Below are 25,322 nucleotides of genomic sequence, written 5' to 3'. Positions count from 1 at the left end.
ATGCGGGACAAAGCGACCACCAGCGGTCTCCGCCGGCGCGATCTCGTCGCCGGCGGTGCCGTGCTGGCCCTGACGCTCGTCGCGCCGCGCGCTGCCCGCGCCCGCCCATCGCTGGAGGAGGCCATCCGCACCTTCACCGGCGGCGCCGACGTGAAGACCGGCCGGGTGCAGCTCGCGGTGCCGCCACTCGTCGAGAACGGCAATGCTGTCGGCCTCTCGGTCAAGGTCGAGAGCCCGATGAGCGAGACCGACCACGTGCGGCGCATCGCCCTGTTCAACGAGAAGAACCCGCAGGCAGACGTCGCGGTGTTCCACATCGGCCCACGGACGGGGCGAGCCGAAGTCGCCACGCGCATCCGCCTCGCCACCTCCCAGACCGTGGCGGCCATCGCCGAGATGAGCGACGGCAGCTTCTGGTCGCATCGGGCCGACGTGATCGTGACGCTGGCCGCCTGCGTCGAGGACCTCCTATGACCCACGCCCTCATCAATGCGCCGAAGACGGCGCGCCGCGGCGAGATCGTCGAGATCCGCGCCATGCTCGCCCATCCGATGGAGACCGGCTTCCGCACGGGCACCATGGGCAAGGCGATCCCGCGCGATATCATCAACCGCTTCGTCTGCACCTGGAACGGCGAGGAGATCTTCTCCGCCGACCTCTTCCCCGCGATCGCGGCCAATCCCTATCTCGCCTTCACCGCGGTTGCGACCGAGAGCGGCACCATCGCCTTCGCCTGGACCGGCGATGACGGCGAGACGCGCACGGCCGAGACGGAGATCACGGTGACATGACGGGGCGCGCGCCGCGTCTCCTCGTCGGCCTCCTTGCCGCCTGCCTTGCCGGCTCCTCGGCGCCCGCCGGCGACATGGTCGACAAGCGCTCGGGCGCCGACTTCATGAGCCCCGAGAACCGCGCCATGCAGGCGGACGACATGAGCAATCCCGGCATGTTCGCCGTCCTCGACGGGGAGCAGCTGTGGAACCGCCCGGAAGGCGCGAACGGGCGCAGCTGCGCCGGCTGCCACGGCGAGGCGGCGACGAGCATGCGCGGCGTCGCCGCCCGCTACCCTGCGTTCGACGAAAGAAGCGAACGCCCCATCGACCTTGCCGGCCGCATCGGCGAATGCCGCCGGACGCGGCAGGAGGCATCGCCCCTGCTGCACGAGAGCCCGGAACTCGTCGCGCTGACGGCCTATGTCGCCCACCAGTCGCGCGGCATGCCGATCAGCCCGCCGCAGGACGAGCGGCTGGCCCCGTTCCGCGACAACGGCCGCCGGCTCTACGAACGGCGCATCGGCCAGCTCGACCTCTCCTGCGCCTCCTGCCACGACGCACGGTGGGGCGAGCGTCTCGGCGGCAGCATCATGCCCCAGGGCCACCCGACGGCCTATCCGCTCTATCGGCTGGAGTGGCAGGCCGTCGGCTCCCTGCAGCGGCGCCTGCGCAACTGCATGATCGGCGTGCGCGCGGAAGCCTTCGCCTTCGGAGCGCCGGAGCTCGTCGAGCTCGAACTCTACCTCATGGAGCGCGCGGCGGGCCTGCCCCTGGAGACGCCGGGCGTGCGCCCCTGAGAAAATGTTTGTCGAGATGTCGCAAGCCCGGGAGCCGGCACGTCCTGTGACAAAATCGGCCCCTGACGGGCAAAGTTCTGCGACGGCAGGCGCCGACAATGCGGCCGCTTCATCACCGAGGAGCCGTCATGAGCAGCCGCCTGCCCTTTCACGACGACGAGGCGTTCGCGAGCTGGTCCGAGATCAGCGACCATCTCGCCGCCAATCCCGTCGACACCGTGCTCAACACGCTCGTTCTCCTCAGCGTCGCCGTCCTCTTCGTCGTTGGTCTCTTCGCGGGCCCCAAGAGCGACTGGAGCCCGGCCCACGCGGAGCCGGCGAGCTTCTTCGGCCCCGCCAAGACCGACGAGAGCTGGCGGCCGGCGCCGAACAAGCAGGAACTCCTGTCATGGTCGTGCGAGGGCCGGTCCCCGCTCACGATCTGAGGAGACTGCGCCCGCCGGCCCCGTCAGCAGGTGACGAGGTCCGTGTGCCCGAAGCCCCTGGAATAGTCGAGCACCGAGATGACTGTCGGCGTCAGCCGGAAGATGCGCACGTCGTCGGGCGTCGGCATGGGAAACGGCAATGGCCCCTGCTCGGGATATTTCAGCGGCAGGAGGCCGAGAACCTTCTCGGCTTCGGCCCGATCCGTCACGGGATGGGCATGGGCCGCCATGGAGAGACCCGAGATCGCCATCAGGTCCGACGTGTCGTGGTCGATCGTCAGCGACACGCGGTCGTCGGCGGCGAGGTTCGCCGCCTTCTGGCTGTCGGGTCCGCAGAGGAAATAGAGCGTGAGGCCGTCGTTCACATAGCCGACCGTCGTCGCCTGGGGCCAGCCGTCCGGCCTGAGCGTGGCGACCGTCATGATGCGATGCTCGTCGAGCAAGGCCAGTATCGTCTTCCTGATCGCTTCGTCCATCGATCGCCTCCCGCGCTGAAGAGCACCGGCGAGAACGAGCGTAACGGCCGCGCCGCCTTCCGCCTTGACCGGCATCAACCGGAATGCGCGGCTCGCGGCATCAGCTGATCACCCGCGCCACGCGGGCACTCGGCATAGGGATCGTGGGCGTAGCTGTGCGGCATGAAGGCGATGCCCTCCTCTTCAAGCATCTTCGTCGCGGGCGTCGCCTTCGCTATTCTGGTCTCCTGTAGCCGTCGGGGCGCCATTCGGCCCGTCCTTCTCGCGGCCGGTGGCGAGCCTTGCCCGAACCAGGCTGGCCGCCGCCGCGCCGGCTGCCTCCATATAGCCGGGATCGCGGTGGAGCAGCACGACGGAGAAGGCCCCGTCGATGAGCAGGATGACCTGCCGCGCGAGCTGCCGGGCATCCGGTCCCTCGATGCCGGCCTCCACGAACACGCCGCACAGCCAGTCCTCCACCCGCTTCTTGTGCGCCCGGCCGGCGACGATGGCCGGGTGGCCCGGCATGTTGATGAGCTCCACCGACGTGCGCAGGAAGCCGCAGCCCTTCCACTTCGGGTGGCGCGCCGAGCGGGCGAGGTTCTGGAAGATCGCCTCCACTCGGTCGGCTACATCGCCCTTGGCCTCGTCGAACCATTGCCTGAACACGACGAGATTGGGCTGGTCGCGGGTCTCCAGATAGGCCGCGATCAGGTCGTCCTTGCTGCGGAAGTGATAGTAGAGCGTGCGCTTGGTGACGCCGGCCTTCGCTGCGACGGCATCGACGCTGACGGCGCGGATCCCTTCGCCGTGGAAGAGCTTCACCGCCGCCTTGATGATGCGCTCGCGCGTCGTCACCGACCTTTCGCCCATAGCCCAATGTATACCGGCCAGTGAATATACACAACGCGCCCCGCCCCCTATCCTCCCGGCATGAACGAGCGAGCCCATTTTCCTTCTGTCGAGGACGGCGAGGCCTGCGAGATCGTCTGCACGGACGGCGTGCGGCTCGGCGCGCGCCTCTGGCCGGCGCGCGCGGACAGCGCCGGAAGCGTCATCATCAATCCGGCCACGGGTGTCCTCGCGCGCTATTACCACCGCTATGCCCGCTTCCTCGCCGGGCAGGGCTTCGAGGTGCTGACCTACGACTACCGCGGCATCGGCGCATCGCGGCCCCAGAAGCTGAAGGGCTGCGGCTACCGCTGGCGCGACTGGGGCGAGCGCGATATGGATGCCGCCATCCGCCTGATGCACGCCCGCCGGCGGACAGGACCGCTGATGGTGGTCGGCCACAGCATCGGCGGCTTCGTGCCCGGCCTTGCGCGCAGCGCCCCGCTCATCGACCGGATGCTGACCGTCGGCGCCCAATATGCCTGGTGCGGCGATTATGCGCCGGAGCGGCGCCTCGCCCTGTTCCTCAAATGGCATATCGCCATGCCGGCCCTGACGGCCGCCTGCGGCTATTTCCCCGGCCGCCGCCTCGGCTGGCTGGAGGACCTGCCGGCCGGCGTTGCCACCGAGTGGAGCTTCCGCCGCCCGCGTTTCGAGCTGAGCCATCCGCGGTCCGAGCGGCCCGACGTCCTCGCCCGCATGGCGGCGGTGACGGCGCCGATCCTCGCCGTCACCATGGCGGACGACGAATTCGGCACCGTGCCGGCGATTCGCCGCGCGCTCGGCTATTATGCCGGCGCCGCACGAACCGCCGTGCGTCTCGCCCCCGCCGATTACGGCCGCGAGGCCATCGGCCATTTCGGCCTGTTCCACGACAGCCACGCCTCGGGCTTGTGGCTCGACACGCTCCTGTGGCTGCGCGAAGGCCGCAATCCCTGGCCCGGACGTGTCATTGCGGTCTGAACCGGCGCTGCGTCAGACGCCTTCCCAGGCCCCGCTTTTCGCCGACCGGTAGAGCGCATCGAGGATGCGCATGTTGGTGACGGCATCCTCGATGCCGGCCGCGAGCGGCGCGACGCCCCGCACGGCCCGGGAGAAGGCTTCGCCCTGCAGTGTGTACTGGTCGCACGGCGCGATCGCCACGAAACGCGCCGCTGCATCGTCATGCGCAGCGCCGCTGTCGACGAGGATGCGCGTGCCCTCCCCCTGCGGTGCATTGAAAGGAATGCGGATCTCGATGCGCCCCTTAGTGCCGAGCACCTCGACGCGCTGGAAGGGCACGAGCTGGGTCGAGACCGAGAAGACGAGCTGGCGTCCGCCGCCGAAATCGGCGAGGCCGCTCGACAGACGGTCGGTGCAGAAGGTCGGGTCGCGCTCGAGAAGGCTGACGACGCGCTGCGGCTCCGCCTCGAACAGGAAGCGCCCGCTGACAACGGCATAGCAACCGATGTCGTAGAGCGCGCCGCCGCCGATCTCCGGCATGTTGCGGATATTGGCCGGGTCGGCATTGAAATAGGAAAAGAGCACGTTGACGAGGCGTAGCTCGCCGATCTCGCCGGCGCGGACCATGTCGTGCACGGCGAGCCACTGCGGGTGATGGCGGATCATGAAGGCCTCGGCGACGAGGACCTTGTCCGCCACCGCCTCGAGCTGCCGTGCCTGTGCGGCGTCGAGCGCGATGGGCTTCTCGCACAGCACATGCTTGCCCGCCGCCGCCGCGGCGAGCGTCAGCGGCACGTGCAGATGGTTGGGCAGCGGGTTGTAGACGGCCTCGATCTCCGGATCGGCCAGAAGCTCCTCGTAGGAGCCGTAGGCTCGCTCGATGCCGAGCGCCGAGGCCATGGCGCGGGCCGCCTCGAGATCGCGCGAAGCGACCGCGACCACCTTGCATGACGGGCTCTTCATCATGGCGGGCACGACCTTCTCCCGGCCGATCCTGGCCGTGCTCAGGATGCCCCAGCGAACAGGCTCCACAGACCCATCTCCCTTACTGGCCACCCGCGCGTCAGGCTGCGCTCGCCGTCTCCGGCAGCCCCTTCCACAGCGCGCCGGCGGCATCTTCCTCGAGGACCGGCGGACGGTCCAGCGCCGTGGCGATGGCGATCGCCTGCCCGGTCGCGGCGGATTCGAGGATGCGGTGCATCACCTCGAGCACGTGCAGTGCGAGCCGTCCCGTCGAGCGGTGGGGTGTGCCGGCGAGCGCGGCGCTGGCGAGATCGGCAAGGCCGAGTGCCCGATAGTTGGCGCGGTCAGGCATCTCCGGCGGCCAGTTGGGCGCACGCCAGTTGGGTGCCCCGAGCGCCAGGGCGCCGGCATCGTGGCTCCGCCACTCACCGCCACGCTCGGTGGTCTCGACCACGCCCCCGAAGAAGTTCGGGTCCGGCACGCGCATGGAGCCTTCGGTGCCGTAGAGCTCGATGGCGGGATGGCCGTGCTTCCACACATCCCAGCTCATGGTGAAGGTCACCTGGGCGCCGGAGACGAATTCGATCAGCGCCATCACGCTCGTCGGCGTCTCGACGGTGATGCGCTCGCCCTTGCGCGGCGATTCAGCCGTCACGACCCGCTCGGGAAAGCCGATGCTCGCCATGGCGAAGACCCGGGCCACAGGCCCCACGAGATTGATGAGCGCGGACAGGTAATAGGGCGCCATGTCGAGGATCGGCCCGCCGCCCGGCTTGAAGAAGAACTCCGGATCCGGATGCCAGTGCTCCATGCCGTGCGACATCAGGAAGGCGGTGCCGGACAGGATCCGTCCCACCGCGCCTTCATCCACCAGCTTGCGGGCGAGCCGCCCGCCCGCGCCGAGAAAAGTGTCCGGCGCGCAGCCGAGTAAAAGCCCGCGGGCCTCGGCTTCGTCGACGAGCTTGCGCCCCTGCTCGAAATCGACCGCGAGCGGTTTCTCCGAGAAGACGTGCTTGCCGGCCTGGAGCGCCGCGAGCGAGACGCCGAAATGCGCGGCGGGAACGGTGAGGTTGACGACGAGGTCGATATCCTCGCTGGCGAGGAGTTGGTCCACGCTCATCGCCTCGATGCCGGCAGAGGCGGCCTTCGCCTGCGCCACCTCCGGCCGCATGTCGGCGCAGGCGCGCAGGGTGAGGCCGCGATAGGCGAGGATGTTCTTCAGATAGATGCCGGAGATGACGCCGCAGCCGACGATGCCGACGTTGAGACTGGCCATGGCGATCACCCTTCGATGCCGTTGAGGAAGGCGAGGCTCGCCCGGGCCGTGCGGGCGGGATCGGCCGGCTTGTCGTGCTCCACCACCATCCATCTTGCGCCCGCCGCCCGGCAGACGCGCCACAGGTCGCGCCAGTCGAGAACGCCTGCGCCGACATCGGCCCAGCCGTCCTGATCCTCGTTCTGTCCGGCCGGCGCGATATCCTTGACATGGGCGGCGGTGATCCGGTTGCGGTAGCGCTCGATCCAGGGCTTCGGGTCGACATGGCCGCGCACCAGCCAGGCGACGTCCACCTCCCACGTCAGCGGGCTCGCGCCGGCGCCCTCGAAGAGAAGTTCGAGGGCCGTCGTCGGCCCCGCCTTCGGCTGCAGCTCCCAATGGTGGTTGTGATAACCGAGGCGGATGCCCTCCTTCGCGAAGCGCTCGGCCATCTGCCCGAGCTCGCGGCCTACGGCACGCCAGCCGTCGGCTGCCATGTCCCGGTCTTCCGGCGGCACCGCCGGCATGTAGAGATCGGTGATGCCGAGGGTGCGGCAGGCCTCGACGACGGCCTCCGGCCGCTCGCGCAGGGCCGCGAGGCTGACATGGCTCGACGAGGCGGCGAGCCCACGCGCGTCGAGCTTGGCCTTGACGCGCGCGGCGTCGTCGAGCTGGGAGCCGACGGTCTCCACCCGGCGGTAGCCGGCCTCGGCCGCCACATCGAGGATACGGTCGAGGTCTTCGAGCGAGCGCAGGGTGTAGAGCTGGATCGACAGGCAATCGGTGACGGACATGAGAGCCTCATGCGTGGCGGAAAGGCCGGCGCGGAACGCCCTTGCCGGCCGAGGGAGGGTTCACAGGCGCTCGCCGGTATCGGCGGCGAAGAGGGAAACCTGTTCGGGATCGAGGCCCAGGCCGACGCGCTCGCCGCGCGTGATCCGGCTCGTCCCGGTCGTGCGCACCTGCAGGGTATGGGTGCCATCGGAGCACCACAGCACCGTGTCGGCGCCCATCGGCTCGACAATGTCGACGCCGAAGCCCTGCCAGAGGCCCGCCTCGGCGAGCGCCAGATGCTCCGGCCGCACGCCGAGCACGACCTCCTCGCCGACGGGCGGCGCGCCGTTGAAGGCATAGCCGGCGAGCGGCAGGCGCAAGGTGTCGGCGACGAAGGACAGCCCGCCGCCCTCGGCCTCGAGCCGGCCGTTGAGGAAATTCATCTGCGGCGCGCCAATGAAGCCGGCGACGAAGAGATTGGCCGGCCGGCCGTAGATCTCGGCGGGCGAGCCGATCTGCTGCACCTTCTGGTCGCGCATGACGACGATGCGGTCAGCGAGCGTCATCGCCTCGATCTGGTCATGGGTGACGTAGATCATCGTCGCCTTGCCGAGGCGTGCGTGCAGACGCTTGATCTCGACGCGCAACTCGTTGCGCAGCATGGCGTCGAGGTTCGACAGGGGCTCGTCGAAGAGGAAGACGGCGGCATCGCGCACGAGCGCCCGGCCGATGGCGACGCGCTGGCGTTGACCGCCCGAAAGCTGGTCCGGCCGCCGGTCGAGCAGGTGGCCGATTTGCAGGAGTTCCGCCGCCTGCGCCACCCGGCGCCCGATCTCCGCCTTCGGCGTCTTCGCCATTCGGAGGCCGAAGGACATATTCTCGCGCACGCTCATGCGCGGGTAGAGCGCGTAGGACTGGAAGACCATGGCGATGCCGCGGTCCTTCGGCTCCTCCCAGGTCACATTGCGGCCGCCGATGAAGATCTGGCCGTCGGCGACGTCGATGAGACCGGCGACGGCATTGAGCAGCGTGGACTTGCCGCAGCCGGAGGGGCCAAGGAGGACGACGAACTCGCCCTCCTCGATGTCGAGCGAAAGCCCGTCGAAGACGCGCACCGCCTCGAAGGCGACGGAGACGTCACGGATGGAGACAGCCGACATGGATCATCCTTTCACTGCGCCGGCGGCGATGCCGCGGACGAACCAGCGCCCGGAGACGAAGTAGACGACGAGAGGCACCAGCGCCGCGAGCATGGTGGCGGCCATGTCGACGTTGTAGGCGCGCTCGCCCTGGGTGGAGTGGACGATGTTGTTGAGCTGCACCGTCATCGGCAGGTTCTCGCGGCCGGCGAAGGTGAGCCCGAAGATGAAGTCGTTCCAGATGCCGGTGACCTGCAGGATGGTGGCGACGACGAGCATCGGCACCGACATCGGCAGCATGACGCGGAGAAAAATGGTCCAGAAACCGCCGCCGTCGATGCGCGCCGCCTTGAACAGTTCGATCGGGATGCCCGCGTAGTAGTTGCGGAAGAGCAGCGTCATCGTCGGCAGGCCGAAGATGACATGCACCAGCACGATGCAGGTGAGCGAATTGTAGATGCCCATCTGCGAGAAGATGCGCACCAGCGGATAGAGAAACACCTGATAGGGGATGAAGGCGCCGACGAGCAGCACGCCGAAGAGGACGTTGGCCCCTTTCACCCGCCAGAACGACAGGGCGTAGCCGTTCACCGCGCCAAGCGCGATGGACAGGATGACCGACGGCACGAGGATGCGCACCGAGTTCCAGAAACCGACGCTGATGCCGTTGCAGTCGAGCCCCGTGCAAGCGGACGACCAGGCCTTGCCCCACGCTTCGAGCGTCGGCGCCATGGGCAGCGCGAGGATGTTGCCGAGCCGGATCTCCTCCATCGGCTTCAAGGAGGTGATGAGCATGATCCACAGCGGCAGGAGGAAGAAGACCGCCGCCGTGAGGAGGAAGGCATAGAGGCCGATGCGGCCGGGCGTGAGGCGGCGCGGCCGCGGGCCGCTGGGCAGCGACGCGCTCATCAGCGCCTTCCCTTGCTGCGGACGTAGCGGGCGTAGATCCACGGCGCGATGATGATGACGACGGTCACCAGCATCAGCGTCGCGGCGGCGGTGCCGAGCGCGATGTTGTTGCGCTCGAAGAGGTGGTCCATGACGAACTTGGCCGGCACTTCGGTGGCGATGCCGGGCCCGCCCCCGGTCATGGCGACGACGAGGTCGTAGAGCTTCACCACGCTGATGGCGAGGAGCACTGTGGCGGTCACTACCATCGGCCGCAGCAGGGGCAGGACGATGGAGAGGTAGTAGCGCCAGGGCGGCACGCCATCGACGCGCGCGGCCTTCCACAGGTCCCGTCGACGCCGCGCAGGCCGGCGAGGAGGATCGCCATGGTGAGCCCCGCCCCGTGCCAGATGCCGGCGATGACGAGGGTGTAGATCGCCATCTCCTGGTTGACGAGCCAGTCGAAGGTGAAATCGGAGAAGCCCATGTCGCGGACGAGCTTCTCGAGCCCGAGGCCCGGGTTGAGGAACCACTGCCAAGCCACGCCCGTCACCACGAAGGACATTGAATAGGGAAAGAGGAAGACGGTGCGGAAAGCACCCTCGCCCTTCACCCGTTGGTCGATGAAGACCGCGAGCAGAAAGCCGAGCACGAGGCAGCCGGCGATGAACAGGACCCCGAAGATGACGGTGTTCTGCGCCGAGACGACGAAACGGTCGTTGAGGATCAGCCTCTCGTATTGCGCAAGGCCCACGAAGTCGAACTTCGGCAGCAGCGTCGAGCTCGTGAAGGACAGCCGCACGGTCCACAGCATGCAGCCGACATAGACGACGAGCACGATGAGCGCCGTCGGCACGAGGGCGAGCGCGGCGGGAAGGCCTCGTCCGATGCGCGGGCGTGCCGCTGGCGCCGCAGCGCCGGTGGCAGCGGCACGGACGGTGACGGTGGCCATGGGACCTCCTCCCGGTTCCGCCCGCCTCCCGCAGGAGCGCGCGGCGGCTTGCGTTGGCAGAGGTTGGAACAGGCGCGAGGCCGATCCGGGCAATGGCCGGACCGGCGCCGCCGGTCAGCTCGCGCTGCGCATCGCCGTGACGACCTTCTCGACGAAGGCGTCCGCCGACATGGAGGACGTGTTCCAGTACTGGGTGATGGCGTCCTGCATGGCGCCGGTGAAGTTCGGCGTGCTGATGATCTCCGTCGCTTCGACCTGGTTGGCGGGATCCTTGAGCACGGCGTGGGACTTCTGGGCGCAGGCGTCCATGCTCGACACGTCGACATCGAGACGCACGGGGATGGAGCCCTTCTTCTTGTTGAAGGCGAGCTGGGTCTCAGGGTCGAGCAGTACCGCCGCCAGTTTCTGTTGGGCCGCCTGGGCACCGGCGTCCTTGGTCACCGGGAAGACGAAGACGTCGCCACCGATGACGAGTTTGCCCTCGCCGACGATGGTGCAGCCATATTCCTTGCCGGCCGTCTGGCCGGCGGCGATGAACTCGCCCTTCGCCCAGTCGCCGTTGAAGTGCATGGCCGCCTTGCCGGTGATGACGAGTGAGGCGGCATCGTTCCAGTTGCGCCCCGGGCTGCCGGGATCGACGAGGCCGCGCATCTTGCCGTAGAGCTCGGCCACTTCCTTGAACTTGTCGCTCTTGGCGGCCTCGACGTCGCGGGCACCGTAGATCTTGCGGAAGAGGTCCGCACCGCCATGGCCGACGAGGAGCGCGCTGAACAGGTTGCGCTCCCAAGTGGGCTGGCCGCCGAGCGCAATGGGAATGACGCCCTTGGCCTTCAGCTTCTCGCCCGTCTCGATGAGTTCGGGAAAGGTCTTCGGCGGTTCGAGCCCGGCGTCCGCGAAGATCTTGGTGTTGTAGAACATCCAGTTCTGGCCGTGGATGTTGACGGGCACGGCGTAGAACTTGCCGTCGCGGACGGTCGCCTCGATGATCGGCTTCGGCATCAGCTCGCGCCATTTGCCGGCCTGGGCGATTGCCTCGACGTCGACCAGGAGGCCGTTCTCGATGAGTTCGTCGAACTGCTTGCCAGTGTTGAACTGCGCCATGGTCGGCGGATTGCCGCCCACCATGCGGTTGACCGTTGCCGCGCGGGCGTTGACGCCGCCGGCGATGGCGTTGTCCACCCAAGTGCCGCCGGCCTTCGTATAGGCGTCGGCGAAGACCTTGACCGCGGCGGATTCACCGGCCGAAGTCCACCAGTGCATCACCTCCGCCTTCTCCTGTGCGAGGACGGGCGTGCTGCAGAGCAGAGTGAAAGCAAACGTGCACGCTGAAAGGCGTGAGAACGAACCCATGGCTTCCTCCCAGAAGCGTTGCGATCGATGTTTGTAATCGATTACATTTTTTCAGCAGGTTGGGACGGAAGCCGGCTGGTGTCAAGCGTGAATCGATGCTCCGGGTCGGCTCGCTCGGCCCTGTCCTCGGTCCCGGCGACGCTCATCGGGGCTCGTGGCGAAAACCGCCGGCTCGCACAGGCGTTTGTTGGCCCGGATGAAACCCGTGCGCGGGTTGGGCGGCTGGTGTCCAGGGCGGCCATGCCGGCGGCAGATGCTGGTGCAAGGTGCAACGAGCGCTATAGTTCTCCGCGGCGGGGGCGCCGGCAGGTTTGCTCCCGATCACGGCCTCTGCGTTCGAAAGGCTCGGAATGATCGTCTCACTGCCGGGCATCAGCACAAGGCGCGGTCGCCTGCGATCGCTCCTCCTGCTCCTTTGCGCGCTGTCTGCCATGGACAGCGCCAGCCGCCCGGCCGTTGCGCAAAACGTGATCCACGTCTGCCATGGCTATGGCTGCTGGTTCAGGGCCAGCCTTGTCCTCGATGCCGCCGATACCCGGCGCTTCGCTGCCATCCTCGCGAGGGGACGTCGATCCCCGGCCGCCGAGCGCGCCGCGATTTCGGACGCCGTGCGCCATTTCGAGCGCCGCGCCTTCGACGTGATCGGCATCCGCGATGAGCCGCGCTCGCGCTTCGGCGCCTCGGGCGAGCCGGGTCAGATGGACTGCATCGACGAATCGACCAACACGCGCGCCCTCCTCCTCTATCTCGCGGAGCACGATCTCCTGCGCCATCACACGGTCCGATCCGTTGCCTCGCGCGGCTTCCTCATCGACGGCCGGTATTTTCATTCCACCGCCGTCATCCGCGATACGGGCGGCACCGACTGGGCGGTCGATTCCTGGTACGCCCCGATGGGGGGAGCGCCCGACATCCTGCCGCTCAGCGAGTGGAGGGTGCAGGGTCTTTCCAGCCAGGACGCACGGCGGCGAACCGGTTGACCTGCAGGCGCAACCTATCGCAGGAACGCTCCCGGGGATTCCACACGACCCCGACGGTGTCGAGAATGCGTCGGAACGATCGGCTATCGAGAGATTCGGCACCCCGTGAGACCGAAACCGCCCGGTGCCGGTGCAGAACGACGGCGCGAAGGACAGCGGCATGCAACCCGTGATCGACAGCGAAAGGCTCACCGGCATTATAGACTTCATCCAGGCGGCCGAGCGGCTGAAGGACACGCTGCGCAGCGGCAGGACGTCGAACGGCCGTGCCGAAAGCACCGCCGAGCACAGCTGGCGCCTGTGCCTGCTGGTGATCATGTTCGAGAAGGAACTGGCCGGCTGCGATCTGCATCGCCTGCTCAAGCTGTGCATCGTGCACGATCTCGGCGAGGCGATCGCGGGCGACATCCCGGCGATCGCCCAGCGCGCCGACGACGGCAGGGCCAGCCGGGAGCGAGCGGACCTGATGCAGCTCTGCGCGCCCCTGCCCGCGGACCTTAATCGCGACATCCTCGCCCTGTGGGATGAATACAATGCTGCCGCGACGCCGGAAGCCATACTGGCCAAGGGCTTCGACAAGCTGGAAACGATGCTCCAGCACAACGTCGGCCGCAATCCGCCCGGCTTCGACTACGCCTTCAATCTGGACTATGGCGTGCAGCATACCGCCCGCCACCCGCTTCTGGCGGAGATACGCGCTCTGGTGGATGCGGCGACCCGAGCGCGCATGCGCGTGTCCGGCGACATCGCACGCTGATCGAGCTGACGGGCGACATGCAAGAGGGAGTGCCGATGACCGAAGGATGGCCGGAATCAGCCGAGGCGTGGGTCGCCAGCCTTGGCGAGCGTGGCGACTTCGGCCGGGTATTCGTGCTCGACGGGCCCATGCTGGAGCGTGTTCGCGGGCGAGGCTTCGCACGCGCGCTTGATGTCGGCTGCGGCGAAGGCCGCTTCTGCCGCATGCTGGCGGAGCTTGGCATCCGCGCGGTTGGCATCGACCCGACGCGGGCGCTCCTCGAGGAGGCGCGGCGCCGTGACCCGGGCGGGGATTACAGGTCGGGGCGGGCGGAGCAACTCGCGTTTCCAGACGCCGCTTTCGACCTCGTGGTGAGCTATCTGACACTGATCGACATCCCGGACGCCGCGGCCGCCATCGCTGAAATGACGCGGGTGCTTCGGCCCGGAGGGACGCTGCTGATCGCCAATCTCAACAGCTTCAGCACGGCCGGCCTGCCGGACAGCTGGCAACCTGATGCGAGCGGACAACTCCGCTATGCGATCGACAATTATCTGGAAGAGCGCGCCATCTGGGTCAGCTGGCGCGGCATCCGCATCCGCAACTGGCATCGCCCCCTCAGCACCTATATGGGCCTGTTGATTGAGAACGGGTTGACCCTGAAACATTTCGCTGAACCGGCACCACACGGCGGCCCGACGGAGACGGCCGATCGCTACAGGCGGGTGCCCTATTTCCATATCATGGAATGGGAAAAGCCGACGGCCTGACGGAGGCGACTCGTTTCGCCATCACCGCGCGAACCGGCAACGGTGGCAAGTCCAATGCGTGCTGGTGAGGCGGGCCCGACGATCGAATTGCAGGCGCCGCAGCTGTTGGCCGTGAACAAGGCCGCCAGCGCTCCTCCTCGGCGCTCGCCGTTACCCGCGCGTGCGAAGCGAGCTGTGGCGCCCCCGAAAGCGCCTTAACGCCCCGCATTCCCACGGTCGCAGGACGCCTTTCCACGCTCGCTCAAACGCCGGCTCCCATGTGGAGCCCCGATTGAAGGGGGACCACTCCTCGGGAGCAGGACCTCATGCAGATGCAGCAATCCGTGCCCGGCATCACCAGCGGCAGCGCCGCCCCGGTGCCGCTGCGCGCACTCCTCGCCGCGGCCGGTGCAACGACAGCCATGGCCTTCGGCTTCGGTGCCCTCGCGCTGCCGTCGGTCTTCATCCGGCCGCTCGAGGCCGAGTTCGGCTGGTCGCGGGCGGACCTCAGCCTCGCCTATACGCTGTCCACGGTCGGCATGGCGCTGGGCGGGCTCTTCTGGGGGCGCCTGTCCGACCGGCTCGACGCCCGCATTCTCCTCGCCTTCGGCTCGGCCGCGATGGTCGCCGCGCTCGGCGCCTTCGCCTTCGCTCAGTCGCTCTGGCATCTCTATGCCGCGAGCCTCGTGCTCGGCGGGCTCGGCTTCGCCTGCCTCTATGCACCGGTGCTGTCGGTCACTGCCCTTTGGTTCGAGCGTCGCCGCGGCCTCGCCATGGGCATCGTCACCGCGGGCGGCGCGCTCGGCCAGGGCGTGATGCCCTACACGGCCAACCTGCTCATCGACAGCGTCGGCTGGCGGCCGGCCTATGCGATCCTCGCCGCAGCGACCCTGGTGGCGCTTGGCCTCCTCATGCCGTCCGTCCGCCGCCCGCCGGTCGCCATGGCTCCGCCGGCACCGGCTGCCGGAACGGGATCAAGCGGCGATGGCCGCCCCTCGCCCGTCCTGCTGCTTGCGGCCGCGGCCTTCCTGTGCTGCGCGTGCATGGGCTTTCCGCTCGTGCACCTCGCCAGCTTCGTCACCGCGGTCTGCGGCTCGTCCGATCTCGGATCGACGAGCCTGCTCGTGGCGATGCTGTTCGGCACCGTCGGGCGCGTCGCCTTCGGCCTCCTCGCCGATCGGATCGGCAACCTGCCCGCCTATGCGACGGCCTCGTTCATGCAGACGGCATGCGTCGCGATCTATCCCCTCCTCGACAACCAGATCAGCCTTCTCGCGCTCTCGGCGGTGTTCGGCTTCGGCTTCGCCGGCAACATGACCTGCCTCATCCTGTGCGTGCGCGAATTGGTACCGGCTGGACGCTTCGGCCAGGCCCTCGGCACGGTGATGATGGTGGCCTGGGCCGGCATGGGGGTCGGCGGCTATCTCGGCGGACTCGTCTACGACGGCTTCGCCAGCTACACGCTCGCCTTCCTCATCGCCTTCGCGGCCGGCGTCGCCAATCTCGCCACCATCGCCATGCTGGCCGCCGGCACGACGACGCGCGGCAAGGCCACCCCGAGCGGCCTCGCGCCGGCCCCGTGGACGAGCCGTTGAGCCCCCTTCGACATCGACACTCCAGACAAGGATGATGGCAATGACATCAGTGCCTTACGAGAGCATCCTCGACACGATCGGCAACACGCCCGTCGTTCGCCTCACCCGCATTCACGAGGGCGGCGGTGCGCTCTTCGCCAAGCTCGAGGCGTTCAATCCGGGCGGCTCGGTCAAGGACCGGCTGGCCTCGGCGGTCATCGCCGAGGCCGAGCGGACCGGCGCGCTGCAGCCGGGCCAGACAGTGGTGGAAGCGACAAGCGGCAACACGGGCATCGGCCTCGCCATGGTCTGTGCCCGCAAGGGCTACCCGCTCGTCATCGTGATGCCGGAGAACGCGAGCCTCGAGCGGCGCAAGCTGATGCGCTTCTTCGGCGCGCGGGTGGTGCTGACGCCAGCCGTCGAGCGCGGCAGCGGCATGCTCGCCAAGGCGATCGAGCTGGCCGAGACGCACGGCTGGTTCCTGTGCCGGCAGTTCGAGACGCCGGTCAATGCCGCCATCCATGCCCGCACGACGGCGCGCGAGATCCTCGAGGCTTTCCGCGACCGTCCGCTCGACTACTGGGTCACGGGCACGGGGACCGGCGGCACGCTCGCGGGCGTGGCGAGCGTGCTCAAGCGCGAGCGGCCGCAGACGCGCATCGTCGTCTGCGAGCCGGACAATTCCACGCTCCTGTCGAGCGGCATCACGCAGACCTTCGACGAGCGCGGCATGCCGACCCGGGCGCACACGCGCTTTCGTCCCCATCCGATGCAGGGCTGGAGCCCGGATTTCATCCCGCAAATCGTCGGCAAGGCGATGGCAGAGGGCCTCGTCGACGAGATCGTGCCCGTCTCCGGCGGCAGTGCCCTCGCAGCCGCCCGCCGGCTCGCCACGGACGAAGGCATCCTTGCCGGCATCTCAGGCGGGGCGACGCTCGCCGGCGCCATCGAGGTGGCGCGCCGGGCCGGGCCGGGCCGGAACGTCCTGTGCATGCTGCCCGACACGGGCGAGCGCTATCTGAGCACCATCCTGTTCGACCACATCGCGGAGGACATGTCGCCGGAGGAGGAGGAGATCTCCCATTCGACGCCCGGCTACCGCTTCGACCGGTCACCGTCCTTCGCGGCCTCTCCGGCGACTCCCGGCGAGGTCAGCATCGACCCGGCGGCCCATGCCTTCGTCGACGAGGCCATCGGCGATCCTGACCATCCGGTCGTGATGTTCGCCCTCACGTGGTGCGAGTTCTGCTGGAGCATCCGCAAGCTGTTCGACCGCGCCGGCATCGCCTACCGGTCCATCGACATCGATGCGCCCGAACGGCAGAGAAACGCCATGGACGGGGAGATCCGCAAGGCGCTCCGGGCGCGCATCGGCTCGCCGACCATCCCGCAGGTCTTCGTCGGCGGCCGGCACGTGGGCGGCTGCACGGATACGCTCGCCGCCTGGAAGGACGGCTCGCTCAGCGCGCGCCTTGCAGCGGCGGGCATCGGCCACGATCCCGGTGCCTGTCCCGATCCCGACAGCCTCCTGCCGCTATGGGCGCGCGCAAAGGCCTGAGGCGGCGCCCGGGGGCTTGGCGTCCCCTCCGGCGAACCAGGAAAAGGGGAGCGGCCTTCGCCGCTCCCCTTTTTCACGCTTTGCGCGCCGCGACCTGGATTCCAACGTTTCCGCCTCCCGAGGCCGGCGTGACGTCGCATTTTCCACCCTTGTTCACACGGCGCGTCACACGGCGATGGCCGAGACATGACGATGGCCGCGGCGAGACCCGGCCGCCAGTTCCTCCCCACCCCGGAGCGCGACATGCACACCACGACGCACATCACCGCCATGACGATGGACAAGCCGGCCCGGAAGGAGCCGCCGCCGCCGCGCAACGGCGTCGACACGCCGACGCTGTTCGCCACCATCAATGCCGTGGCCGGGCAGGCGGAACTGGCGCGGTTCCGCTTCCGCGCCCGCAGCCGCTGGGTATCGGGCACGCACAGCGTCAGCACGATGAAGGACTTCTTCGGCGCCGGCGCCGAGCAGTCCCACGCCACCGCCCACGAGGCCCATGGCGACCATCCGGCCGTCCTGTGCGGGGCGGACCAGGGCCCGACACCGGTCGAGTACCTCCTGAGCGCGCTTGCCGCCTGCCTCACCTCGGGCATCGCCAATATCGCAGCCGCCCGCGGCGTCACGCTGCACAAGGTGGAAGCGACCGTCGAGGGCGACATCGACCTGCGCGGCATCCTCGGCCTATCGAAGGAGGTTCGCAACGGCTACGAGGGCATCCGCGCGCAGCTCACCGTCGCCGGTGACGCGCCGAAGGAAAAGCTCGAGGAGATCGTGGCGCAGGCGCGTGCCCGCTCGGCCGTGTTCGACGTGCTGACCAACGGCGTGCCGGTCACCGTCGGCATCAGCGCCTGACGCATTCGCGACAAGCACCCTCCCCCCTCGCCGGCGCTATTGCCATGGGGCCGGCGATTTTCCGCGGGGCCCTCCTCTCATGCGTTACACCGATATCGTCATCATCGGCGCCGGTCAGGCCGGCCTCGCCATGAGCCACTGCCTGAGTGCGCGCGGCATCGACCATGTCGTTCTCGAACGGGGACGTGTCGGCGAACGCTGGCGCAGCGAGCGCTGGGATTCGCTCAGACTCCTGACGCCGAACTGGATGACACGGCTTCCCGGCGGCGGCTACGACGGGCCGGATCCCGACGGCTTCATGACCATGCCGGAGACCGTCCGGTTTCTGGAGAATTATGCGCAGCGCATCGCCGCGCCGGTCGAAAGCGGCGTCGATGTCAGATCCGCACGGCGCGTGAGCGCCGGATATCGCATCGTCACGGATGCGGGGGAATGGGCCGCGCGCGGCCTGGTGATCGCCACCGGCCACTGCGACCTGCCACGCGTTCCCGCCATGGCATCGCGCCTTGCGCGGCATATGGCGCAGGTCGTGCCGCGCGACTATCGCCGAGCCGACCAGCTTCCCGAAGGTGGCGTCCTCGTGCTCGGCGCCTCGGCGAGCGGCATCCAGCTCGCCGAGGAGATCCACGCCTCGGGGCGGCCCGTCACGCTCTCCGTCGGCCATCACACGCGGCTGCCGCGCCGCTACCGCGGGCACGACATCCTGTGGTGGCTCGATCGGCTCGGCAGCCTGCGCAAGGCGAAGGCGGAGATGCACCCTCACGCCACCCTGCGCGAAGAGCCGTCGCTGCAGCTCGTCGGCAGCCCCGATCATCGCTCGATCGATCTCGCGATCCTGCAGCGCAGGGGCGTACAACTCGTGGGACGGGCAACCGGGGCCCGCGGCCGGCGGATGCGCTTTGCCGGCGACCTGTCGCAAACCACGGCCGCAGCGGACCTGCGCCTCATCCGCATCCTGAACAGCATCGACGAAATGGTCGAGAACGGAACCTTCCGCCGGGCGACAGCGCACGAGCCGGCCGAGCCGATCCTGCTTCACGATGGCGGTGCCGAGATCGACCTCGACCGGGCAGGCATCAGGACCGTCGTCTGGGCGACGGGCTACCGGCGCAGCTATCCGTGGCTGCACATGCCGGTTCTCGATGCCCGCGGCGAGATCGTCCACGACGGCGGCATCTGCCCGCTCGCCGGGCTTTACGTGCTCGGCCTCCACTTCATGCGCCGGCGCAACTCGAGCTTCATCGACGGCGTAGGGGCGGATGCCGAGGCGCTTGCCGCGCACATCGCATGCCATCTCGGCGTGCGCCGCCGCACTGCGGCATGAGGAGAAGAAATCCAACAGTCATACCGCAGAAACCGACGTTCTCTTCAACGGTCACGCTCACGTTCAACCCGGATAAGTGTCGCATCGGCGCCCTTCAGCGCCCCGAAGAATGGAGACGACCATGAGTGTCCTCGACCATGTCACGCCGTTTCACGCCAGCCGGCATGCTCGCTTTCCGTCTCTTCGCATCGTGGCGGGAGCCTTTGCCGACATGCGCCGCTTCTTGCACCTGCAGCAGGCCCGGCGGGACCTCCACGAGCTGCCCGACTACCTGCTCCTGGACGTCGGCATCGACCGCTCGCAGATCGACGACGTGACGGCCTTCAGCGAACACGGCCTCTCCGGCCGCGACCGGTACTGAGGAACGGCCTCCGTGAAGATGGCATCGCACCCCGGCCACCTTGCCGGCCACGTCGTCGCCCTGCACTGCTCCGGCGGCGGAGGCCGGCAGTGGCGCAGGCTCGCAGAGCGCCTCGCCCCCGACCATCGCCTCATCGCGCCCGATCTCATCGGCTCCGACGGAGGCGGCGCGTGGGAAGGCCAGGCAATCTTCTCCCTGGCGGACGAGGCGGCGAGCATCATCGCCCTTATCGACCGCCTCGAGGGGCCGGTGCATCTCGTCGGCCATTCCTATGGCGGGGGCCTGGCGCTCCACATCGCCGCCCGGCGGCCCGAGCGGCTGGCGAGCCTCAGCCTACGAGCCGTCCGCATTTCATCTCTTGAGGACGATGGGCCCACCCGGCCGAGCGGCGCTTCGGGAGATCCAGGCGATCGCAGGCGCCATCCACACGGGCCTCTCCGAAGGCTCCTACCGGGCGGCGGCGGAGCGCTTCGTCGACTACTGGAACGGCGCCGGCGCCTTCAGCACCATGCGCCCGGACCTGCAGGCGAAGCTTGTCGGCTACCTGCCGAAGGCGAGCCTCGACTTTCGCGCCCTCATCCACGAGTCGACGGCGATGAGCCGGTATCTTGGCTTCCCCTTCCCGGTCCTCCTCCTGCGCGGCGAACATGCGCCGGCACCCACGCGGCTCATCGCCGAGGAACTCGCCTCGCGCCTTGCGGCCACGGCCCTGGAGGTGGTGGCTGGCGCCGGGCACATGGGTCCCGTAACCCACGAGACGCTGGTCGCGGAGCGCATCGCCCGTCATGTCGCGCTGGCTGGCGCAGCCGCTACCCGGTCGCAAGCCGCGTGATGCGGCGCGACCTCGCCCGGTCCCCGAGCGACGCTACGTCGTTATTGCCGTCGCGGCGTGATCCTCGGCGGCTCTTTCCACCGTCCTCTGCCCCGAAGCGCCGGTGACGCGCTCGCGCAGGCCCATCTCGCCATAGAGCGCGTCGGCCTCCGCGAGGGTGGCGGCGGCGAGAGCGGGATCGATCCTGCGCTGGGCGTGTCCGAGGGTTCGCAGCGAGCGGGCAAGTTCAGGCCGCAGTTCGCGCCGCCGTGCAAGGGCGCAGGCCTCTTCCAGCCAGGTCACAGCGGACCGCGCCGGCTTCAGCGCGGCGAAGCCGCGCAGCACGAGGATCTCGCTCCACGGGTCGTCGCGCTGGCGGGCGAGTTCACGCGCATGGGCGAGATTGGCCGCGGCCTCCGGCTCGCCCAGGCGTGCGCGCAGGCCGGCCAGCACGGCCCGGGCGTGACATTCGAACTGCGGCAGGTCTATCCGCTCGGCCTCGGTGATGGCCTTCTCGAGCGTGACATAGGCTGTCTCCATCTCGCCCAGCATGAATTCCGCGTGGCCGAGAATGGCGAGCAGCCATCCCTGCACGAGCAGCCGCCCGCTGCTGCTTGCCTCCGACACAGTCTGCCGCAGACGCTTCACGACCTGCGCATCGGGACCGCGCAGGACCTCGACGACCCCGGTGAAATAGACTTCCGCGCAGCTGTCGACGGGCCGCGCCACCTCGCTGACCACTTGACGCAGCTCGGCGAGCGTCAGGTCGGCCGCATCGAACAGGCCGAGGCGGGCCTGCGCCTGGGCACGATGGCCGAGATACCAGACTGATCGCGCGCCGATCTGCCCGAAGCGCTCCAGGCGCCAGAGCCTGGTGAAGCGTTCCTCGTGCGGGGCAAGGCGCTCCAGCACCTGCCGCGCCCTGCTGCGCAGGATGAGGGCCTGCGCGGCGGCGAGATCGGATTCGCTGATGCAGCGCTCGACGCCGTTGGCCGTGGCCGCGCGATTCAGCGTCTCCGCAGGCTCCAGCGCCTCCTCGAAGCGGCCGTGCGAGCTGTTGAGATAGCTCAGATGGAGGAGAACGTCGGAGATGCGCTGCGGATCCCCTAGCTCCATCGCGAGCTCGCGCGCCTCCAGGAGCGGGCCGAGAGCCTTGTGATAGTCGCCGAGTGCGCCATAGGCCGGGCGCATGCGCACGCGCAGGTCGATCGCCTGGGCGAGCGTCTCCGGCGTCCGCGGCAGGGCCGCGATGGCCTTGCGTGCCTTCTCGAGGAACCGCGCCGCCGCCGCATAGGCCGAACGCTCCTCGGCCCGGCCCGCGGCGATGAGCAGGTAGTGCGCGGCCGGCTCCCACTGCTCGGCGCGAAACGCATGTTCGGAGAGCTGCTCGATGTGGTGGGTCAGCGAGCCGGCATAGAGCCGTTCCATCGCCGCAAAGACGCTTCGGTGCAGTTGCCTGCGGTCCTCCAGCAGCAGCGAGTCGTAGGCGACGTTGAGGGTCAGGGCGTGCTTGAAGGTGTATTCGACATGCGGGAAGCTCTGCACCTCGAAGAGGAATTCGAGCTCTTGCAGGCGGGTGAGCGCCGCATCGAGATAGGCCCCGGCCATGAGGTGCTGCAGCAGCGGGCGCGGCACGTTGCGGCCGATGACGGCGGCAACCTGCAGCACCTGGCGCTCCGTATCGCCGAGCTGCTGGATGCGGGCGGCGATAACCGACTGCACCGATGAGGGGACGACCACGTCGGTGACGGGGCTTCTCGCCTCGAAATGGCCGGGCTGGCCAATGAGGGCGCCGCTCGCGGCCAGCGCCCGCACCATCTCCTCGAGGAACAGCGGCGTGCCATCGGCCCGCTCGGTCAGGAGCGCGCGCAGGTCCCCGAGGCTCGGGTCGGAGCCGAGCAGCGCCGTCAGGAACGCGTCCATCTCCTCGCGCACGAAACGCTCCAGCCTGATCTGCTGGAACGAGCCCCTGCGTGCCCAGCCGTGCCGGTAGTGCGGCCGATAGGTGGCGATGAGCATGATGCGGTTGGCGCCGATCGCATCGACGAGGCGGTTCACGATGGCCTCGCTCTCCGCATCGATCCAGTGCAGATCCTCCACCAGCAGGGCGAGCGGCGCCTGCCGGCTCACGGCGATGAGGAAGGCGCTCATCGCCGCGCAGACGCGGGCCGTCCGCTCGCGCGCATCGAGCCGGTGCCAGGCCTCGTCCTCGACCGGCATGTCGGCGAGGAAGGACAACGGCGCGCCGTGACCCGGGTCGAGCGCAAGCTCCGCCTGCCGGCGCAGGAGGCGATCGCGCGCCTCCTCCAGCGTGTCCTCGCCGCGGATGCCGCAGGCGGACAGCAGCAGCTTCTTGGCGACGCCGAGCGAGACGCTGGCATCGAATTCATGGCCGCCGCTTTCGAGAACGGCAAAGCCGGCGACCTCGTCGAGGGCGAGGAACTCGTGCGCGAGGCGCGACTTGCCGAGGCCGGGATCGGCAACGATGCCGACGACCTGCCCATGGCCCTCGCGCACGCGCCGCCAGGCCGTGATGAGGCTCTTGAGCTCGGCCTCGCGCGCGACGAGGCCGGTCAGCCCGCGATTGGCCCTCAGATGCCAGCGGGACAGGGCGTGGTTCTCGCTGACGAGCTCGTAGGCCCGCTCGTCCCGCCCGAGTTGCGGATGTTCGGCATGGCGCATCCGCTGCATCTGGAGATAGCCACCGGCTGCCGTCCGCGCCCGGGCCGTCGCGGCGATGGTCGCTCGCCGCAGCGCGCGCATCAGGCGGTTCGCGGACCGCGTGGCGACGCCGTTCACCTCGACCCGGATGCCGTCCGGTCCGGGCGTCTGGCGCACGATGACCTCGCCCGTGTCGATCCCGGCCCTCAGCCGCGCACCGCCCTGCGGCAGCTCCTCGACCGCGAGCCGCGCCGCAAGCGCCGCCCGGCAGGCGAGGAAGGCGTGGTCCTCCGTCGCCCGTGCCAGGCCGAAGGTCGCGCTGACCATGCCGTCGAGATTGGCCGTGACGACGCCGCCGTGCTCCTCGATCACCGCCACCAGGCGGTCGTAGATCGGCTGCAGCTCGCACTCCGCGGTCTCGGGATCGACGGTCTCGACGGCATCGAGCGGGCTGACGACCTCGGCAGCCAGCACCGTGACGTACTGGCGGGACCGGTCGATACCGAGACGCGCCGGCGGCTGGGAAAGCTTCTGCGTTTCTTCCGGATCGGCAAGGAAGCGGCGCGTCTCCTCGAGGAAAGTGGCGAAGGCCGGCTCGTGCGCCAGGAGCACGTGGTTGGCGCTGTCGAGCGCGAGGAAGCGCGCACCCGGCATGCTGGCGGCGAGCGCCTTGCCGTGCTCGAAGGGGATCACCGCGTCGCGGGTGGCATGCATGACGAGCGTCGGCACGCGGATCCGCGGCAGGAGATCCGTCACGTCGATCTCGCCGCCTTCCTCGAAGATCCGGTGCGCCACCTCGGGCGAGACGGTGTCCCGCTGCAGATCGTTGTACCAATCCTTCTGCTCGGGCGTCGCCTCGGGGATGAACATGGAGGTGAACATCTGGCGGAAGACCGGGTCGTCCTGTCCCCAGCCCTCGCGCATCAGGGCACTCATCGCCTCGCGGCGCGCCACCTCGCGCGGGTCCCCGCGCCTGCGCCAGCCCCGGCTGAAGCCGCCGTAGAGCACCATGCCGGCCACGCGCTCGGGATGGCGCGCGGCATAGGCGATCGACGTGGCGCACCCGTGTGAGATGCCGAGCAGGAAGACTCGGCGCAGACCCGCGGCGTCGATGATGCTCTCAAGGTCGGCGATCATCGCCTCGAAGGTGAGATCGGCCGGGTCACGGTCCGACAGGCCGTTGCCGCGCTGGTCGTAGCGCACCAGACGGAAATCGGCTGATAGCCCTTCCATCCAGTGCTTCCACACCGGGCTGTCCCAGTCCCGCTCCAGATGCGACATCCAGTGGGCGGCACGGACAAGGGGCGGCCCCTGGCCGCTCAACGCATAGGCCAACCGCACGCCGTCGGGCGTCGCGCAGCGACGGATTTCCTGGGCCAGCGGCGTGGCTGCGGCCGGGCCCTGCGGCTCCGCCTCCCTCTCCTCGCGGGCCTCGACAGGCGCAGCCTCGCCCTCCCCGGCCTGCCGCGGCTGGACCATCGCGATCCGGCGGGCAGCCTCTCCGAGCCGGCGGATGTCCGTGCGCACCGTCTCGTCGTCGGGCTCGAGGGCCTGCAATATGCGGGCGTGGACGAGCGCGCGCTCCGGCTCGTCCGCCAGACGGTCGATCAGGATGCGCAGGAGACGCAGGCGCGTGACGTCGAGCTCGTCGCCGACGGCGATGCGCCAGGCCTCGAACTCCGGGCAGCGCGGCAGCGAGAGATCGTCGAGGAAGCGGCCGCGGAAGGCGCCGGCGAGCGCCTCCAGGCTTTCGGTGCCGAGCGCCTCGATATCGCGGATGCCGAGGCCGCGCAGCGGCGCCGCATCGAGGACCAGACCGTCCTTGTTGAGATAGACCGTGTTGCGGTCGGCCTCCAGAACGCCGCCCTCGCCGTTCTCGACGATCTGGCGGATCTTCGACAGGCTCCAGCGCAGCGCGCCGCGCGGGTCGTCCGGGATTTCCCAGAACATCTCGCACAGCCGCTCGCGCCGCTGCGGCCTGTCGGTCATGGCGAGATAGGCCAGCAGCGCCCGCGTCTTGCGCGACGGCGGCAGGGACACGGCCTCGCCGGCGCGAAGGACCGTCAGGTCTCCAAGAACGCGGATATCGAGCGACACGGCATGCTGCCTCTA

At 69.0% G+C, this 25,322-nt stretch carries 23 protein-coding genes and 1 pseudogene; 14 read left to right on the top strand and 10 right to left on the bottom strand.

Translation table 11 applies throughout. From position 1 onward, the window contains the following. The 4 genes from BOQ54_RS09720 to BOQ54_RS09705 all read left to right on the top strand — a co-directional run bounded on the left by BOQ54_RS09720 (position 1) and on the right by BOQ54_RS09705 (position 1,995). The gene (locus BOQ54_RS09720; RefSeq protein WP_071923797.1) at positions 1-474 is read left to right on the top strand and encodes a SoxY-related AACIE arm protein; all 474 of its coding nucleotides are present in this window, start codon (positions 1-3) and stop codon (positions 472-474) included. Further along, positions 471-791 carry a thiosulfate oxidation carrier complex protein SoxZ gene (gene soxZ, locus BOQ54_RS09715; protein WP_071923796.1) on the top strand — a complete coding sequence of 107 codons (321 nt, stop codon included), beginning with the start codon at positions 471-473 and terminating at the stop codon, positions 789-791. Before BOQ54_RS09720 ends, soxZ begins: the two co-directional genes overlap by 4 nt. Continuing rightward, the gene (soxA, locus tag BOQ54_RS09710) at positions 788-1,570 is read left to right on the top strand and encodes a sulfur oxidation c-type cytochrome SoxA (RefSeq protein ID WP_071923795.1); all 783 of its coding nucleotides are present in this window, start codon (positions 788-790) and stop codon (positions 1,568-1,570) included. Before soxZ ends, soxA begins: the two co-directional genes overlap by 4 nt. A gap of 128 nt (positions 1,571-1,698) precedes the next feature. Further along, positions 1,699-1,995, top strand: coding sequence for a hypothetical protein (locus BOQ54_RS09705; RefSeq protein WP_055458256.1), 297 nt, complete (start codon positions 1,699-1,701; stop codon positions 1,993-1,995). A gap of 23 nt (positions 1,996-2,018) precedes the next feature. Here the strand turns inward: BOQ54_RS09705 and BOQ54_RS09700 are convergent, their stop codons facing one another. Both BOQ54_RS09700 and BOQ54_RS09695 read right to left on the bottom strand, forming a co-directional pair. Next, entirely contained in the window at positions 2,019-2,471 is a 453-nt protein-coding gene (locus BOQ54_RS09700) for a pyridoxamine 5'-phosphate oxidase family protein (RefSeq protein WP_019404355.1), read from the bottom strand. 183 nt (positions 2,472-2,654) lie between these two features. Continuing rightward, the gene (locus BOQ54_RS09695) at positions 2,655-3,323 is read right to left on the bottom strand and encodes a TetR/AcrR family transcriptional regulator (protein WP_071923794.1); all 669 of its coding nucleotides are present in this window, start codon (positions 3,321-3,323) and stop codon (positions 2,655-2,657) included. Between the two features lie 60 nt (positions 3,324-3,383). Here BOQ54_RS09695 and BOQ54_RS09690 point away from each other — a divergent pair, with 60 nt between their 5' ends. Next, positions 3,384-4,304: an alpha/beta hydrolase family protein gene (locus tag BOQ54_RS09690; protein WP_063186397.1), complete on the top strand. Its 921-nt coding sequence runs from the start codon at positions 3,384-3,386 to the stop codon at positions 4,302-4,304. A 12-nt stretch (positions 4,305-4,316) separates the two neighbouring features. Here BOQ54_RS09690 and BOQ54_RS09685 read toward each other — a convergent pair whose 3' ends face one another. From BOQ54_RS09685 to BOQ54_RS09655, 7 genes and pseudogenes are all read right to left on the bottom strand, one after another. Beyond that, on the bottom strand, positions 4,317-5,315 hold the full coding sequence (locus BOQ54_RS09685; protein ID WP_071923793.1) for a Gfo/Idh/MocA family protein: 999 nt from the start codon (positions 5,313-5,315) through the stop codon (positions 4,317-4,319). A gap of 31 nt (positions 5,316-5,346) precedes the next feature. After that, positions 5,347-6,522, bottom strand: coding sequence for a Gfo/Idh/MocA family protein (locus tag BOQ54_RS09680; protein ID WP_063186525.1), 1,176 nt, complete (start codon positions 6,520-6,522; stop codon positions 5,347-5,349). A gap of 5 nt (positions 6,523-6,527) precedes the next feature. Then, a complete protein-coding gene (locus BOQ54_RS09675; RefSeq protein WP_071923792.1) occupies positions 6,528-7,295 on the bottom strand; it encodes a sugar phosphate isomerase/epimerase family protein in 768 nt (255 codons plus the stop codon). 60 nt (positions 7,296-7,355) lie between these two features. Beyond that, a complete protein-coding gene (locus BOQ54_RS09670) occupies positions 7,356-8,435 on the bottom strand; it encodes an ABC transporter ATP-binding protein (RefSeq protein ID WP_063186391.1) in 1,080 nt (359 codons plus the stop codon). Positions 8,436-8,438: 3 nt separating this feature from the next. Beyond that, the gene (locus BOQ54_RS09665; protein WP_063186389.1) at positions 8,439-9,323 is read right to left on the bottom strand and encodes a carbohydrate ABC transporter permease; all 885 of its coding nucleotides are present in this window, start codon (positions 9,321-9,323) and stop codon (positions 8,439-8,441) included. After that, a pseudogene (locus BOQ54_RS09660) lies at positions 9,323-10,254 on the bottom strand (carbohydrate ABC transporter permease). Before BOQ54_RS09660 ends, BOQ54_RS09665 begins: the two are co-directional and overlap by 1 nt. 114 nt (positions 10,255-10,368) lie before the next feature. Continuing rightward, complete coding sequence (locus BOQ54_RS09655; RefSeq protein WP_063186387.1) at positions 10,369-11,604, bottom strand: ABC transporter substrate-binding protein; 1,236 nt, start codon at positions 11,602-11,604, stop codon at positions 10,369-10,371. Positions 11,605-12,035: 431 nt separating this feature from the next. On the opposite strand from BOQ54_RS09655, the gene BOQ54_RS09650 reads away from it, so the two are divergent. The 9 genes from BOQ54_RS09650 (at position 12,036) to BOQ54_RS20445 (ending at position 20,677) form a co-directional block, all read left to right on the top strand. Continuing rightward, a complete protein-coding gene (locus BOQ54_RS09650; RefSeq protein WP_245280474.1) occupies positions 12,036-12,584 on the top strand; it encodes a hypothetical protein in 549 nt (182 codons plus the stop codon). Between the two features lie 160 nt (positions 12,585-12,744). Then, the gene (locus BOQ54_RS09645) at positions 12,745-13,341 is read left to right on the top strand and encodes an HD domain-containing protein (RefSeq protein ID WP_055458492.1); all 597 of its coding nucleotides are present in this window, start codon (positions 12,745-12,747) and stop codon (positions 13,339-13,341) included. A gap of 35 nt (positions 13,342-13,376) precedes the next feature. After that, complete coding sequence (locus tag BOQ54_RS09640; RefSeq protein WP_096335328.1) at positions 13,377-14,090, top strand: class I SAM-dependent methyltransferase; 714 nt, start codon at positions 13,377-13,379, stop codon at positions 14,088-14,090. A 305-nt stretch (positions 14,091-14,395) separates the two neighbouring features. Next, entirely contained in the window at positions 14,396-15,664 is a 1,269-nt protein-coding gene (locus BOQ54_RS09635) for an MFS transporter (RefSeq protein WP_071923791.1), read from the top strand. A 40-nt stretch (positions 15,665-15,704) separates the two neighbouring features. Next, complete coding sequence (gene cysK / locus BOQ54_RS09630) at positions 15,705-17,201, top strand: cysteine synthase A (protein ID WP_055458269.1); 1,497 nt, start codon at positions 15,705-15,707, stop codon at positions 17,199-17,201. A gap of 243 nt (positions 17,202-17,444) precedes the next feature. Continuing rightward, the gene (locus BOQ54_RS09625) at positions 17,445-18,053 is read left to right on the top strand and encodes an OsmC family protein (protein WP_071924460.1); all 609 of its coding nucleotides are present in this window, start codon (positions 17,445-17,447) and stop codon (positions 18,051-18,053) included. Between the two features lie 79 nt (positions 18,054-18,132). Next, positions 18,133-19,377 (top strand): NAD(P)-binding domain-containing protein, encoded by a 1,245-nt coding sequence (locus BOQ54_RS09620; protein ID WP_071923790.1) that lies wholly within the window; start codon positions 18,133-18,135, stop codon positions 19,375-19,377. Between the two features lie 121 nt (positions 19,378-19,498). Beyond that, positions 19,499-19,738 carry a DUF1127 domain-containing protein gene (locus BOQ54_RS09615; RefSeq protein ID WP_186437972.1) on the top strand — a complete coding sequence of 80 codons (240 nt, stop codon included), beginning with the start codon at positions 19,499-19,501 and terminating at the stop codon, positions 19,736-19,738. An 18-nt stretch (positions 19,739-19,756) separates the two neighbouring features. Then, positions 19,757-20,677: an alpha/beta fold hydrolase gene (locus BOQ54_RS20445; RefSeq protein ID WP_432431528.1), complete on the top strand. Its 921-nt coding sequence runs from the start codon at positions 19,757-19,759 to the stop codon at positions 20,675-20,677. On the opposite strand, the gene BOQ54_RS19745 is transcribed toward BOQ54_RS20445, so the two are convergent. Further along, on the bottom strand, positions 20,604-25,307 hold the full coding sequence (locus tag BOQ54_RS19745) for an alpha/beta fold hydrolase (protein WP_071923788.1): 4,704 nt from the start codon (positions 25,305-25,307) through the stop codon (positions 20,604-20,606). The genes BOQ54_RS20445 and BOQ54_RS19745 overlap by 74 nt on opposite strands. Positions 25,308-25,322 lie beyond the last annotated feature (15 nt).

The organism is Chelatococcus daeguensis, from assembly GCF_001887265.1.
Taxonomy (GTDB): Bacteria; Pseudomonadota; Alphaproteobacteria; order Rhizobiales; family Beijerinckiaceae; genus Chelatococcus_A; species Chelatococcus_A sambhunathii.
Note: the sequence above shows the minus strand (reverse complement) of the source record. Positions and strands in the feature narration are given on the sequence as shown.